Source organism: Mesorhizobium sp. M0189 (assembly GCF_040322135.1).
GTDB lineage: Bacteria > Pseudomonadota > Alphaproteobacteria > Rhizobiales > Rhizobiaceae > Mesorhizobium.
Window position 1 is genome coordinate 170,115 of record NZ_JAMYSW010000004.1, and the last position, 15,152, is coordinate 185,266.

General features: G+C 63.0%; 12 protein-coding genes. 9 read left to right on the forward strand and 3 right to left on the reverse strand.

The features are described from left to right. Positions 1-17 precede the first annotated feature (17 nt). Genes xdhB through uraH form a run of 3 tightly spaced genes read right to left on the reverse strand, consistent with a single transcriptional unit; the run spans position 18 to position 4,226 of the window. Positions 18-2,369 carry a xanthine dehydrogenase molybdopterin binding subunit gene (gene xdhB / locus NKJ09_RS09195; protein ID WP_023718078.1) on the reverse strand — a complete coding sequence of 784 codons (2,352 nt, stop codon included), beginning with the start codon at positions 2,367-2,369 and terminating at the stop codon, positions 18-20. Continuing rightward, the gene (gene xdhA / locus NKJ09_RS09200) at positions 2,369-3,850 is read right to left on the reverse strand and encodes a xanthine dehydrogenase small subunit (RefSeq protein WP_352484368.1); all 1,482 of its coding nucleotides are present in this window, start codon (positions 3,848-3,850) and stop codon (positions 2,369-2,371) included. Before xdhA ends, xdhB begins: the two co-directional genes overlap by 1 nt. Position 3,851: 1 nt before the next feature. After that, positions 3,852-4,226 (reverse strand): hydroxyisourate hydrolase, encoded by a 375-nt coding sequence (uraH, locus tag NKJ09_RS09205; protein ID WP_023676223.1) that lies wholly within the window; start codon positions 4,224-4,226, stop codon positions 3,852-3,854. Between the two features lie 173 nt (positions 4,227-4,399). Here uraH and puuE point away from each other — a divergent pair, with 173 nt between their 5' ends. The 9 genes from puuE (at position 4,400) to NKJ09_RS09250 (ending at position 15,148) form a co-directional block, all read left to right on the forward strand. Continuing rightward, on the forward strand, positions 4,400-5,833 hold the full coding sequence (gene puuE / locus NKJ09_RS09210; protein ID WP_023718080.1) for an allantoinase PuuE: 1,434 nt from the start codon (positions 4,400-4,402) through the stop codon (positions 5,831-5,833). Between the two features lie 63 nt (positions 5,834-5,896). After that, entirely contained in the window at positions 5,897-6,745 is an 849-nt protein-coding gene (locus tag NKJ09_RS09215) for a bifunctional allantoicase/(S)-ureidoglycine aminohydrolase (RefSeq protein WP_023718081.1), read from the forward strand. Further along, positions 6,742-7,245 carry an ureidoglycolate lyase gene (locus NKJ09_RS09220; protein ID WP_023718082.1) on the forward strand — a complete coding sequence of 168 codons (504 nt, stop codon included), beginning with the start codon at positions 6,742-6,744 and terminating at the stop codon, positions 7,243-7,245. The genes NKJ09_RS09215 and NKJ09_RS09220 overlap by 4 nt, the downstream gene beginning before the upstream one ends. Continuing rightward, a complete protein-coding gene (locus NKJ09_RS09225; protein WP_023718083.1) occupies positions 7,245-7,838 on the forward strand; it encodes a nucleoside deaminase in 594 nt (197 codons plus the stop codon). The genes NKJ09_RS09220 and NKJ09_RS09225 overlap by 1 nt, the downstream gene beginning before the upstream one ends. 85 nt (positions 7,839-7,923) lie before the next feature. Then, the gene (locus tag NKJ09_RS09230; RefSeq protein ID WP_352495216.1) at positions 7,924-9,906 is read left to right on the forward strand and encodes a CocE/NonD family hydrolase; all 1,983 of its coding nucleotides are present in this window, start codon (positions 7,924-7,926) and stop codon (positions 9,904-9,906) included. A 155-nt stretch (positions 9,907-10,061) separates the two neighbouring features. Next, positions 10,062-11,648, forward strand: coding sequence for an ABC transporter substrate-binding protein (locus NKJ09_RS09235; protein WP_352484366.1), 1,587 nt, complete (start codon positions 10,062-10,064; stop codon positions 11,646-11,648). A 16-nt stretch (positions 11,649-11,664) separates the two neighbouring features. Then, the gene (locus tag NKJ09_RS09240) at positions 11,665-12,624 is read left to right on the forward strand and encodes an ABC transporter permease (protein ID WP_023718086.1); all 960 of its coding nucleotides are present in this window, start codon (positions 11,665-11,667) and stop codon (positions 12,622-12,624) included. An 11-nt stretch (positions 12,625-12,635) separates the two neighbouring features. Further along, entirely contained in the window at positions 12,636-13,463 is an 828-nt protein-coding gene (locus NKJ09_RS09245) for an ABC transporter permease (RefSeq protein ID WP_023718087.1), read from the forward strand. Continuing rightward, the gene (locus NKJ09_RS09250) at positions 13,463-15,148 is read left to right on the forward strand and encodes an ABC transporter ATP-binding protein (RefSeq protein WP_023718088.1); all 1,686 of its coding nucleotides are present in this window, start codon (positions 13,463-13,465) and stop codon (positions 15,146-15,148) included. Before NKJ09_RS09245 ends, NKJ09_RS09250 begins: the two co-directional genes overlap by 1 nt. Positions 15,149-15,152 lie beyond the last annotated feature (4 nt).

Below are 15,152 nucleotides of genomic sequence, written 5' to 3' on the forward strand. Positions count from 1 at the left end.
TGCACGTTTTCCGGGATTCAAGTGCCGGTCCTGGCTTCTCGCTTCAGCCGTTCGATCGCCATCAGCACCCGTTCCGGCGTGGCAGGCGGGTCAAGGCGCGGGCAGATCTTGTGGCCAGCAACGCTCGCCACCGCATCCGACAGCGCATGCAGCACCGACATTGCGAGCGGAAAGGGCGGCTCGCCGACCGCCTTGGAGCGGTGCACCGTCGGCTCGCCTGCTTCCGCCCAGTCGGCCAACGTGATGTTGAAAATCTTCGGCCGGTCCGAAGCGAGCGGGATCTTGTAGGTCGACGGCGCATGGGTGCGCAGCCGCCCCTTGTCGTCCCACCACAGTTCCTCCGTGGTCAGCCAGCCCATGCCCTGGATGAAGCCGCCCTCGATCTGGCCGAGGTCGATGGCGCGGTTCAGCGAACGCCCGGTTTCGTGCAGAATATCGGTGCGCTCGACGACATATTCGCCGGTCAGCGTGTCGACCGAAACTTCCGAGCAAGCCGCGCCATAGGCGAAATAATAGAAGGGGCGACCCTCGCCCTTGTCGCGGTCCCAATGGATTTTCGGCGTCTTGTAAAAGCCAGCCGCCGAAAGCTGGATGCGCGCCATATAGGCCTGCCTGACGAGATCGGCGAAGGCGATCTCCTGATTACCGATGCGCACCCGGTTTGGCAGGAATAGCACCTGGTCGCGCGGCACCTGGAATTTCTCGGCGGCGAAATTGGTCAGCCGGTCCTTGATCTGGCGGGCGGCGTTCTGCGCCGCCATGCCGTTGAGGTCGGAGCCGGAAGACGCGGCAGTGGCCGAGGTGTTCGGCACCTTGCCGGTCGTCGTCGCGGTGATCTTGACCTGATCGAGGTCGATCTGGAACTCTTCCGCCACAACCTGCGCCACCTTGACATAGAGGCCCTGCCCCATCTCGGTGCCGCCGTGGTTCAGGTGCACTGAACCATCGGTATAGACATGCACCAGCGCGCCGGCCTGGTTGTAATGGGTGGCGGTGAACGAGATGCCAAACTTGACCGGCGTCAGCGCCAGTCCCCGCTTGATGAAGCGGCTGTTGGCGTTGAAAGCATCGATGGTGCGGCGGCGCCTTGCATAGTCGGAACTCGCCTCCAGCTCGGCGACGATGCGGTGGATGATGTTGTCCTCGACCGTCTGGTGGTAGGGCGTGATGTTGCGGTCGCTGGTGCCGTAGAAATTCTTCTTGCGGATTTGGAGCGGGTCCTTGCCGACGGCAAACGCGACTTCGTCGATGACGCGCTCGGCGCCGACCATGCCTTGCGGGCCGCCGAAGCCGCGAAAGGCGGTGTTCGATACCGTATTGGTGTAGAGCGGCGCCGATTGCGCGTGCACCGCCGGCCAGAAATAGGTGTTGTCGCAATGGAACAGCGCGCGGTCGGTGACCGGGCCGGAGAGGTCGGCCGAGAAGCCGCAGCGCGCCGCGAACATGAAATCTACGCCGAGAATATTGCCCTCATCGTCGAAGCCGACCTCGTAGTCGACGAGGAAATCGTGGCGTTTGCCGGTGGCGATCATGTCGTCGTCGCGGTCGGGCCGGATTTTCACGGCCCGATGATGTTTCTTCGCGGCGATAGCGGCCAATGCCGCAAACTGATTGCCTTGCGTTTCCTTGCCGCCGAAAGCGCCCCCCATCCGGCGGATTTCCACCGTCACCGCGTGGCTCGGAACACCGAGCGCATGGCTGACCATGTGCTGGATTTCGCTCGGGTGCTGGGTCGAGGAATAGATGGTGACGTCGTGGTCCTCGCCAGGGATGGCCAAGGCGATATGACCCTCGAGATAGAAATGCTCCTGGCCGCCGATGCGCATCTGCCCTTTCAGCCGGCGTGGCGCTGCCTTGATCGCAGCCGCTGCATCACCGCGCTTCAGGGTCAGCGGCGGCGTGACCAGCTTGTCTTTCCGGGGATCGAGCTCGCCAATATCGGCGACGAACGGCAATTCCTTGTATTCGACCTTGGCCAGCCTCGTCGCCCGGCGCGCCTGCTCGCGGGTTTCGGCGATGACGCAGAAGATCGGCTGGCCGAAGAATTGCACCTTGCCGTCGGCAAGCACCGGCTCGTCGTGGCGGCCGGTCGGCGAAATATCGTTTTCGCCGGGCACGTCGCTCGCCGTCAGCACGTCGATGACGCCGGGTGCGGCGCGGACCCCCGACAGGTCCATGCTGGTGACGGTGGCATGCGTCGCCGCCGAAAGCCCAAGACAGCCGTGCAGCGTGCCGGCCGGTTCCGGCATGTCGTCGATATAGACGGCCGTGCCACTGACATGCTTGTGCGCGGAATCATGGCGCTGATCGGTGGCGACGCCGCCGGCGATTTTTTGCGCCTTCAAGTTCGGAGTGGCGTGCTTGTTCATCATGCCGCCTCGTGCCGTGATACCTGGATCGGCGCCCGGGTGCCCATGGTTTCGGCAAAGAAGCGCAGCAGCAGGTTGCGCGCCGCCAGCGCCCGGTATTCGGCGCTTGCCCGCATGTCGGTCAGCGGGGTGAAATCGCCGGCGTACGCGGCCATCGCCGCCTCGACCGTCGCTTCCGTCCAGGGCTTGCCAAGCAATGCCTTTTCTACGCCAAAGGCGCGCTTCGGCGTTGCCGCCATGCCGCCATAGGCGATGCGTATCTCCGCCACCGTGCCGTCCGCGGCCAGCGTCAGGAAAAACGCGCCTAGCGCTGCGGTGATGTCTTCGTCGCGGCGCTTGGTGATCTTGTAGACGGCAAATTTCGTCTCGCTGCCCGGCAGCGGAACATGCACGGCCTCGACGAATTCGCCGGGCTGCCGGTCCTGTCGGCCATAGGCGATGAAAAAATCTTCGAGTGGGATCGTCCGCCGCTTGTGGCCGCGACGCAGCGTCATGCGGGCACCGAGTGCGATCAGCGGCGGCGGCGTGTCGCCAATCGGCGAACCGTTAGCGATATTGCCGCCGATGGTGCCCATGTTGCGCACCTGATCGCCGCCGATGCGGTCGAACAGCGGGCCTAGCGCCGGGATGCATTTTGCCAGCGTCGAGAAGGCTTCGCTATAGGTGACACCGGCGCCGATCGAGATGACGCCCTTGTCCTCGGACATCCCGCACAGACCATCGAGATTGCCGATGAAAACCGCCGGCGAAATATCGCGCATGTGCTTGGTCACCCAAAGGCCGACATCGGTCGAACCGGCGACGATAGTGGCGCCCGGCTCCTCGACCAGCACGCTGGCGAGATCGTCGGCATTGGCCGGCACGATCAGCCGCTTGTTGCCGGAGCCGATCTCAATGCGCGAACCGTCCTTCATCGCGTCGAGCTTGGCCGTGACTGCCTTGCGCTCGGCCGCCAACGGATCCTTTGCCGCCTTGCCGTAGCTGGAGATGGCACGTGCGGCGCGCATGATCGCCTCGTAGCCGGTGCAGCGGCAGAGATTGCCTTGCAGTGCCTTTTCGATGGCGGCGTCCGACGGCTCCGGCGACCGCATCCACAGCGCATAAAGCGACATGACGAAACCCGGCGTGCAGAAGCCGCATTGCGAGCCGTGGAAATCGATCATCGCCTGCTGCACGGGGTGCAGTTTTCCTGCGTCGCCGCGCAGATGCTCGATGGTCACGACATGCGTGCCGTCTAGCGAGCCAAGGAAGCGGATACAGGCATTGACGCTTTCATAGACCAGTGTTCCACCGGAGAGCCTGCCGACCAGCACCGTGCAGGCGCCGCAGTCGCCCTCGGCGCAACCTTCCTTGGTGCCGCGCAGCGAGCGGTCGAGCCGCAGCCAGTCGAGCAGTGTCTGGTCGGGTGCAACCGTGCCGAGCGCGACGTCCTCGCCATTGAGGATGAACCGGATTTCGTTGCGTGTCTTGATCCCGGCCATCTCAGCTTCCCCGGTAGGTCGAATAGCCGTACGGCGACAGAAGCAGCGGCACATGATAGTGCATCGGCTCGGCCATACCGAAGCGGATGGGCACATGGTCGAGGAAGGCCGGTTCCGGCAGTTTTGTCCCCTGCCGGCGCAGATAATCGCCGGCCGCAAAGACCAATTCGTATTCGCCGGTACGGAACTCCGCGCCGGCAAGCAACGGAGCATCGCAACGGCCGTCATCATTGGTGACGACCGTTTTCAGATGCGTCCGGGCCTGGCCGTCAAGATGATAGAGCTCAATCGACAGACCGGCCGCCGGTTTGCCGGCCGCGGTGTCGAGGACATGGGTCGTCAGGCGCCCGCCTTCGGCTTTCGACGTTTCCGCCACTGGCTGCTCCATTCCCTGCACAGTCGAACACTATTCATGAATTGTGCGCCAATTAAAGGCGATGCATAAGTCCCGGTCGAGCGGAGCGCGACAAAAACACTTTCAAAAATTTCGGGGGAATGCGCAGGCACTCCTTTCGACTATCCTGATCACAATTTCCGGCAGGAGCGAGAATGCGTTACGAACGAGACATGCGCGGCTACGGAGCCAATCCGCCGGATCCAAAATGGCCCGGCGGGGCGCATGTCGCGGTCCAGTTCGTCGTCAATTACGAAGAGGGCGGCGAGAATTGCGTCCTGCACGGCGACAAGGCCTCGGAGGCTTTCCTGTCGGAGATCGTCGGCGCCGCGCCCTGGCCCGGCCAGCGCCACTGGAACATGGAATCGATCTACGAATACGGCGCCCGCGCCGGCTTCTGGCGATTGCTGCGCCTGTTCAGCGCGGCACAGGTGCCGGTCACCTGCTACGGCGTCGCCACGGCCCTGGCGCGCTCGCCCGACCAGGTCGCAGCGATGCAGGAGGCCGGCTGGGAGATCGCCTCGCACGGGCTGAAATGGATCGACTACCGCGACCACGCGCCAGAAGACGAGCGCCGCGACATGGAAGCGGCGATACGGCTGCATTATGAGGTGACAGGCGCGCGGCCGACCGGCTGGTACACCGGCCGCACGTCGATCAACACGGTGCGTCTGGCGGCGGAAGAAGGCGGCTTCGACTATGTGTCGGACACCTATGACGACGAACTGCCCTACTGGTTCGAGCATGTGACACCGAACGGGTCGGCGAAGCCGCAGCTGGTCATCCCCTATACGCTCGACGCCAACGACATGCGCTTTGCCACGCCGCAGGGCTTCAACTCCGGCGACCAGTTCTTTGCCTATCTCAGGGATAGTTTCGACACGCTCTATGCCGAGGGCAAGGCAGGGCGGCCGCGCATGATGAATATCGGCCTGCACTGCCGCCTGGTTGGGCGGCCGGGCCGGGTCGCGGCACTGAAGCGCTTCATCGACTACGTCAAATCACACGACAAGGTCTGGCTGGCACGGCGCATCGACATTGCAAAACATTGGCAGGAGACGCATCCGTTCCGGTTGCCGGCATTGCGCCCGTCGAAAATGGAATTCGAGGCCTTCGTCCACGCATTCGGCGGCGTCTTCGAACATTCGCCGTGGATTGCCGAGCGCGCCTACGAGTTGGAACTCGGCCCGGCGCATGACAGTGCCGGCGGCCTGCACAACGCGCTCTGCCGCGTCTTTCGCGCGGCCAGCGAGGCCGAGCGGCTTTCCGTGCTCAATGCCCACCCCGACCTTGCCGGAAAACTGGCGCAGGCCAAGCGGCTAACCGCGGAATCCTCCAGGGAACAGGCTTCGGCCGGGCTAGACGCGCTGACCGACAACGAGCGCGAGCTGTTCGCAAAGCTCAATGCCGCCTACGTCACCGGTTTCGGTTTCCCGTTCATCATTGCGGTGAAGGGCAAGACCAAGGAGGACATCCTGGCCGAGTTCGAAACGCGTATCGGCAACAGCCGCGATGTCGAATTCGAAACCGCCTGCAGACAGGTCGAGCGCATCGCGCTGCTTCGTCTCAAGGACATGCTTCCACAATAGGCTTTGGCTGCCGCGATGGGCCCTGGCTTCCGCAACAGGCTTGAATTTATGGATATGATGAAAATGGCCGAGCGAACCTATTATGCGCCGCAGGGCGGACATCCCGGCCAGAGTGAATTGCTGACCGGACGCGCCGTGTTCACACAGGCCTATGCCGTAATCCCCAAAGGCGTGATGCAGGACATCGTCACCAGCGCCTTGCCGTTCTGGGATGGGACACGGGTCTGGGTGCTGTCGCGGCCGCTGTCGGGTTTTGCCGAGACGTTTTCGCAATACATCGTCGAGCTCGCGCCCGGCGGCGGCAGCGACCGGCCAGAACCGGATGATGATGCCGAGGGCGCGATATTCGTGGTTGAAGGCGAGCTGAGCGTGTCGCTAGCCGGAAAGAAGCATGTGCTCAGGCCGGGCGGGTTCGCGTTTCTGCCGCCAGCGAGCGGGTGGACGGTGCGCAACGAAAGCGGCGCTGCCGTCCGCTTCCACTGGATCCGAAAGGCTTACGATGCGGTCGACGGCATCGAGCTGCCGCAAGCGTTCTTCGCCAACGAACAGGATATCGTACCGACGCCGATGCCAGGTACCGAAGGCCGCTGGGCAACAACGCGCTTCGTCGATCCTGAAGACATCCGCCACGACATGCATGTCACCATCGTGACGCTCGAGCCGGGCGCGGTCATTCCCTTCGCCGAGACGCATGTCATGGAGCACGGGCTTTATGTGCTGGAGGGCAAGGCGGTCTACCGTCTCAACCAGGACTGGGTCGAAGTCGAGGCCGGCGACTATATGTGGCTGCGCGCCTTCTGCCCGCAGGCTTGTTATGCCGGCGGGCCAGGCAAATTCCGCTACCTCCTCTACAAGGACGTGAACCGCCACGCCAAGCTCGGCGGTGTGGGCATCGAGGGTCGCGCGCGGTGATCCGCATCGTCGCGCGGCCGCTGACCCGCGAGAATTTCGCCGAATTCGGCGACGTCATCGATATGGGCGGCGACAACCATTATCCGATCAATGGCGGCAAGGCCGAGCGCTATCACGATCTCGCCACCGCTGAAGCACGAGGGCCGAATGCGCACGTGCTGATCTCGATGGTACGTGGCACGCCCTATGAGCTGCCGTTGAAGCTTACCATGGTCGAGCGCCATCCGTTTGGCAGCCAGGCCTTCATTCCGCTGTCACCACGGCCGTTCCTGGTCATCGTCTGCCATGACGGCGAGGAAGGCCCGGGCGAGCCGCATGCGTTCATCACCGCGCCCGGGCAAGGCGTCAACTATCCGCGCAATTTGTGGCACGGCGTGCTGACGCCGATCGGCGAGCCCCAGGACTTCCTGGTCGTCGACCGGGGCGGCGACGGCTCCAACCTCGAAGAGTGCCACTTCTCGCACGCTTATGAGATTCATCTTCCCGATGGGAGCCGGTGATGGCTGACATTTCGCTGATCGACCGCCTGCTCGACGTCATAGAGCACGACATCGTGCCGAAGACGGCGAAGGGTGTCGCGCATGGCAACAAGTTGTTCGGCGCGGCGATCCTGCGCAAGGACGACAGCTCGCTGGTGCTTGCCGAAACCAACAATGAGACGGAAAACCCGCTGTGGCACGGCGAGGTGCATTGCCTGAAGCGCTTCTACGAAATGCCGAAGGCCGAGCGCGTCGACACCGCGGATGCCATCTTTCTCGCCACGCACGAACCTTGCTCGCTCTGCCTGTCGGCGATCACCTGGACCGGCTTCGACAATTTCTACTATCTGTTCAGCCACGAGGATTCGCGCGACAGTTTCGCTATCCCGCACGATTTGAAGATCCTGAAAGAGGTCTTCACCCTCGATCCCGGCGGCTACAATGCCGAGAATGCCTATTGGAAGAGCTTTTCGATCCGCAGACTGGTACGATCGCTGTCGGGGCCTGAGCGCGAGCGGCTGGAGGCGCGGATCAGCGCCATCTCTGCAATCTACGACGAACTGTCCGGCGCTTACCAGGCGAGCAAGGCCGAAAACGACATCCCGTTGAATTGACGCGGATTGACCAGCCGAATTCGTTGGCTGGCCCACGACGACATCCTGCGGACTCCATCATCTGGCGCTCCTGGAGTCTGCCGGCATGAAAATCGTCACTGAATTCCCACGAAAGATCGTCGAATTTCCGGATATGGGGATCGTCATGCCGGACGGCTGCCGGCTGTCGGCGCGGGTGTGGATGCCGGCCGATGCCGCCGACGATCCGGTGCCGGCAATCCTCGAACATCTGCCCTATCGCAAGCGCGACGGCACGATCTATCGTGATCAGCTGACGCATCCCTATTTCGCAGGCCACGGCTACGCCTCGATCCGCGTCGACATGCGCGGCAACGGCGATTCCGAAGGGCTGATGGACGATGAATATTCCGAGCAGGAATTGCAGGACGCTTGCGACGTCATAGCCTGGGCGGCGGCGCAGCCCTGGTGCAACGGCAATGTCGGCATGATGGGCATTTCGTGGGGCGGCTTCAACTGCCTGCAGGTAGCAGCCAAGCAGCCGGCGGCGCTGAAGGCGGTTATCAGTCTCTGTTCGACAGTCGACCGCTACGCCGACGACATCCACTACAAGGGCGGCTGCCTGCTGATCGAGAATTTCGGCTGGGCTTCGACCATGCTGTCCTATTCGTCGCGGCCGCCGGATCCGTTGCTGGCCGGCGACAACAGATGGCGCGAGCTGTGGCTGACCCGGCTGGAGAACCAGCCCTTCCTGGCGCCGCTGTGGTTGAAGCACCAGCATCGCGACGCCTATTGGAAGCGCGGCTCGATCTGCGAGGACTATTCCGCCATTCATGCCGCGGTGCTGTCGATCGGCGGCTGGCATGACGGTTATCGCAATACGATTTCCCATCTCGCCGCCAATATCGAGGCGCCGGTCAAGGGCATCGTCGGCCCGTGGATCCACAAATACCCGCATTACGCCGCGCCCGAACCGCGCATCGGCTTCCTGCAGGAGGCGTTGCGCTGGTGGGACCGCTGGCTGAAGGACCTCGACACCGGCGTAGAGGCCGACCCGGCCTACCGCGCCTATGTGATGGACAGCGTGCGTCCGGCGCGCTGGCATCCCGAGCGGCCGGGCCGCTGGGTCGCTGAAACGGAATGGCCGTCACCCAACATCAAGACGCAAGAGGTTGAGCTTATCGCTGAAGGCAACCACGCTATCGTCACTTCGCCGCAAAGCTGCGGCCTTGCCGGTGGCGAATATTTCCCCTTCACCTTTGGACCGGAACTGCCGGGTGACCAGCGCCCCGACGATGCGCTGTCGGTGTGTTTCGGCCAGCCGGTGCTGAACGAAGCGATCGACATCGTCGGTGCTCCCGAAGTTGCGGTCAGGGGCTCGGCGGACCGGCGCCAGGCGAACATCGCGGTTCGGCTGTGCGACGTCCATCCGGACGGAGCGTCGGAGCTGATCTCCTACGGCGTGCTCAACCTGACGCATCGCAACTCGCACGAATTTCCCGAAGCGCTGGTGCCCGGCGAAATCGTCAACGCCCGGGTGGTGCTCGACCAATGCGCCTATCGCGTGCCGGCCGGTCACCGCTTGCGTGTGGCCATTTCCAACAGCTATTGGCCGATGATCTGGCCGTCGCCGGAGCCGGTCCGGCTGGAATTGTCGGCCGCGACATTGATGCTGCCGCTGCGCCCGCCGGCGACAGGCGACGAGGTCACCTTCCCCGCCCCCGAAGGCGCCACGCCCTGGGCAACCGAAACGGTCCGCGCCGCCAATTCCGAGCGTCATGTCGATCGCGACGAAAAGACCGGAATGATCACGCTTTCCATCGTCGACGATTTCGGTGAGGTGCGCGACCTGGAACACAGCCTTGCCAATGGCAGCATCGCGAGAGAGACGTGGGCGATCCATCCTGACGATCCGCTGTCAGCCTTGGGCAAGACGCATTGGACCCAGACGCTGTCGCGAAATGAATGGTCGGTGCGCACCGAAACCTTCGCCGAAATGCGCTCCGACGCGCAAAGCTTCATGGTTAGCGCCAGAATTGAAGCCTATGAAGGCGAGAAACTGGTCTTCGAGCGCGACTTCGAGGAGAATATCCCGCGGGTACTGCTTTGAGCACTTATAGCGATTGGTCCAATTGCGACGCACGATTTACGCCACGGCATGTCGCATTCGGTCTTGCTTACCCCTTTCCCTTACGGTCATTATTCTCCCGATTGAAATGAGAAAAAACGACCATAAGGTCGGACCAACAGAGTGAGGAACTCAACATGTCGAACGAACTGGAATATCTGAGCCGGCGCGTTGCGTCCGGCAAGCTGAGCCGTCGCGATTTTCTCGGCCGGGCGGCAGCGCTCGGCGTCACCGCAACCTTCGCCAATTCGCTGCTTTCCAGCGCTTCCCGCGCGGCGGGTCCGGTCAAGGGCGGCACGCTCAAGGCCGGCCTCGTCGGTGGCGAATCCACCAACAGCCTCGATCCGGCGCTGTTCATGACGCAGGTGCCGTTCGCCTTCGGCAAGATGTGGGGCGAACTGATCGTCGAGCTGTCTCCCGAAGGCAAGCTCGAGAACCGCATTGCCGAGGAGATCGGCTCGTCGGACGACGCCAAGACCTGGACGCTGAAGATCCGCGACGGCGTCGAGTTCCACAACGGCAAGAAAGTGACTGCAGAGGACGTGGCCGCCACCCTCGAACGCCATTCGGACGAGAAGTCGAAATCCGGCGCGCTCGGCTATATGAAAGGCATCGAGAGCATCAAGGCCAGCGGCAAGGAAGTGGTGTTGACGCTGAAGGAGCCGAATGCCGATCTTCCCTATCTGCTTAGCGACTATCACCTGATCATCCAGCCGAACGGCGGCAAGGACAAGGCCGATGCCGGCATCTCGGCGGGTCCTTACAAGGTCACCACCAACGAGCCCGGCGTGCGCCATGGCGGCGAGCGCTTCGCCAACTACTGGCAGGGCGACAAGATGGGCCATGCCGACCAGATCGAGATCATCGTCATCAACGACGCCACGGCGCGTACGGCGGCCCTGCAGGGCGGCCAGGTCCACATGATCAACCGCGTCGAGCCGAAGATCGTTGACCTGATCAAGCGTGTGCCCGGCGTCACCATCCGCAACCATTCGGGACCCGGCCACTACGTCTTCATCATGCACTGCAACACCGCGCCGTTCGACAACAACGATTTGCGCATGGCGCTGAAGCTGGCGATCGACCGCGAGGAGATGCTGAACAAGGTGCTGCGTGGCTATGGCTCGCTCGGCAACGACTTCCCGATCAATGCATCGTACCCGCTATTCACCGAGATCGAGCAGCGCAAATACGATCCCGACAAGGCCAAGTTCCACTACAAGAAGTCGGGCCATGACGGTGCCGTCCTGCTCCGGACGTCGGACGTCGCCTTCCCCGGTGCCGTCGATGCCGCACAGCTGTTCCAGCAAAGCGCGGCCAAGGCCGGCATCAAGCTGGAGATCAAGCGCGAACCGGGCGACGGCTACTGGTCGGAAGTCTGGAACAAGCAGCCCTTCTGCGCCTCCTACTGGGGCGGCCGGTCGACGCAGGACCAGATGTACTCGACTGCCTATCTGTCGACGGCCGACTGGAACGACACACGGTTCAAGCGTCCGGATTTCGACAAGATGGTGCTGGCGGCTCGCGCCGAGCTCGACGAGGCCAAGCGCAAGGCAATGTACCACGACATGGCTGTGATGGTGCGCGACGAGGGCGGCCTGATCCTGCCGATGTTCAATCAGTTCATCGACGCGACGGGCGCCAAGGTTACCGGCTGGGTGGATGATCCGCATCAGGAGTTGATGAACGGATATGCTCTCGCGAAGTGCTGGCTCGAAGCCTGAGCCCGGCCTTGCGGATATGTCCTCACCCATCGTGAAACTGGTGGCCCAGCGCATTGCGCTGGGCATCATCCTTCTATTGGCCGTTTCGGTCCTGATCTTCGCCGGCACCCAGATCCTGCCCGGCGATGTTGCGCAAGCCATTCTCGGGCAGTCGGCGACACCGGAGTCGCTCGCCAATCTGCGCGAACAGCTCGGGCTCAACGATCCGGCTTACATCCGTTATTTTCGCTGGCTCGGCGGCATTCTGACCGGTGATCTCGGCACGGCTATGTCGAGCGGTCAGGATATCGCAACCTCTATCAAGGGAAGGCTGTGGAACACACTGTTCCTCGCCTTCTGGGCGGCGGTCGTCGCGGTGCCGCTGGCGATCATCCTCGGGCTGATCGCGGTGCGCTACCGCAATGGCTGGGTCGACAAGCTGATCTCGGGACTGGCGCTGGCCTCGACGTCCTTCCCGGAATTCTTCGTCGGCTATGTGCTCGTCTTTTTCTTCGCGGTGCAACATCAATGGTTTCCCGCCATTTCCACCGTCTATGACGGAATGCCGTTCGGCGAGCGCATCCAGGCCATAGCACTGCCGGCGGCGGCGCTGACCTTGGTGGTGCTCGCCCATATGATGCGCATGACGCGCGCCGCGATCCTCAATGTCATGCAGTCGGCCTATGTCGAAACCGCCGAACTCAAGGGGCTTTCCGCCTTCGCGGTCATCCGCAGGCATGCCTTCCCCAATGCTATTGCGCCGATCATCAACGTCGTAATGCTCAACCTGGCCTATCTCATAGTCGGCGTCGTCGTTGTCGAGGTGATCTTCGTCTATCCGGGTATGGGCCAATATCTCGTCGACCACGTCACCAAGCGTGACGTGCCTGTGGTGCAGGCGGTCGGGCTGATCTTCGCCGCCGTCTACATCAGCCTGAACATCATCGCGGACATAGCGGCAATCGTCGCCAATCCGCGCCTTAGACATCCGAAATGAAGGGGTCGGGTATGCTCGTCATCAAACGCATCCCCATCCCGGCATTGATCGGCATCGTGCTGACGGCGCTGTTCGTTCTGGCGGCGATTTTTGCGCCGTGGATCGCGCCGCATGGCAATGCCGAGATCGTCAGCGACGTCCCTTGGGAACCGATGTCGGCGGCGCATTGGCTGGGCACCGACAATCTGGGCCGCGATCTGTTGTCGCGCATGATCTATGGCGCCCGCATCACCCTGTTCATCGCGGTGCTGGCGACCGCGCTATCGTTCTCGCTCGGCGCCATACTCGGCTTCTCGGCGGCGGTTTTCGGCGGCTGGTTCGACACGCTTCTGTCGCGTCTCGTCGATCTCCTGATGTCGATCCCGACGCTGATCATGGCCCTTGTCGTGCTTTCGGTGCTGCCATCCAATCTGGTGACGCTGATCCTGGTCATGGGCGTTCTGGATTCGACCCGCGTCTACCGCCTGTCGAGGGCGGTCGCCGTCGACATCAACGTCATGGATTACGTCGAGGCGGCCAAATTGCGCGGCGAAGGCAGCGGCTGGATCATCTTCCGCGAAATCCTGCCCAATGCGCTGTCGCCGCTGGTTTCGGAACTCGGCCTGCGCTTCATCTATGCCGTGCTGTTCCTGTCGACGCTGTCCTTCCTTGGGCTTGGCGTACAGCCGCCGGACGCCGATTGGGGCGGTATGGTCAAGGAAAACAAGGATGGTATCGTCTTCGGCATAGGCGCCGCCCTCATTCCGGCGGCGGCGATCGCAGCGCTGGCGATTTCCGTCAATCTCGTCGCCGACTGGGTGCTCAACCGCACGACAAGCCTGAAGGGAGGACGCGGGTAATGGCTGACAAGCAACCGAAGCCCGGGCAACCGAAGCCCGGGCAACCGAGGTCCGGCGTGCTGCTCGACATCCGCAATCTGCGCATCGAGGCCACGGTATATCCGCCGGGCGAGGCGCCGAAGAACATCGTGCTGGTGCACGATGTCTCGCTGACGCTCGAAAAGGGCAAGGTGCTCGGATTGATCGGCGAGTCCGGCGCCGGCAAATCGACCATCGGCCTGTCGTCGATGGGCTACGGCCGCGGCGGCGTGCGCATCACCGGCGGTGAGGTCATCCTCAATGGCCGCGACATCCTGAAGGGCGGCAACGAAGGGTTCCGCAAATTGCGCGGCCGCGAGGTCTGCTATGTCGCGCAATCGGCGGCAGCTGCCTTCAACCCGGCGCACAGGCTGATGGACCAGGTGGTCGAGGCAGCACTGCTGCACGGCACGGCGACGCGGGCCGAAGCCGAAAAGCGCGCCGTGGCGCTGTTCAAGAAGCTCAGCCTGCCGAACCCCGAAAGCATCGGCGAGCGCTTCCCCCACCAGGTGTCGGGCGGTCAGCTGCAGCGCGTGATGACGGCAATGGCGCTGTGCTCGGAGCCCGACCTGATCGTCTTCGACGAGCCGACCACGGCGCTCGACGTGACGACGCAGATCGACGTCTTGGCGGCGATCAAGGATGCCATCCGCGACACGCATGTCGCGGCGCTCTACATCACCCACGATCTTGCCGTCGTCGCCCAGGTATCGGACGAGATCATGGTGCTGCGCCACGGCCGGCTGGTCGAATGGGGCGGCACGCGCCAGATCATCAAGGAGCCGCGCCAGGAATACACCAACGCGCTGGTTTCAGTGCATGAGATCGAACATCAGGAGCAGAAGCCCGGCACGAGCCCGTTCCTGTCGGTCAAGAACATCACCGCCGCCTATGGCCGCAGCCACATCAAGGTGTTGAAGAACGTCTCGGTCGATATTTTCCCGGGCCAGACGCTGGCGGTGGTCGGCGAGTCCGGCTCCGGCAAATCGACGCTGGCGCGCGCCATCACCGGCCTCTTGCCGCCCGAACAAGGCACCGTCACCTTCGACGGGCGGCCGCTCGCCAACCGGCTTGCCGACCGGCCGAAAGAGGATCTGCGCCAATTGCAGATGATCTACCAGATGGCCGATGTGGCGATGAACCCGCGCCAGACGGTCGGCACCATCATCGGCCGGCCGCTGGAATTCTATTTTGGGATGCGCGGGCGCGAGCGCGACAAACGCGTCGCCGAACTGCTCGACAAGATTGAAATGGGCAAAGGCTATATCGACCGCTATCCGGCCGAGCTTTCGGGCGGCCAGAAGCAGCGCGTCTGCATCGCCCGCTCGCTCGCCGCCAAGCCGAAGCTGATCATCTGCGACGAGGTGACCTCGGCGCTCGACCCGCTGGTCGCCCATGGCATACTGGAGCTGCTGCTCGGGCTGCAGAAAGAGGAAAACGTCGCCTATCTGTTCATCACCCACGACCTGGCCACGGTCAAGTCGATCGCCGATTCAATCGCGGTGATGTATCGCGGCGAGGTGGTGCGCTACGGCGCCAAGAGCACCGTGCTGACGCCACCCTTCGATGCCTACACCGATCTTTTGCTGTCGTCGGTGCCCGAAATGGAGATCGGCTGGCTGGAAAAGGCGATCAAGGGACGGCGCATGGCCAGCGCGGGAAATTAGACAC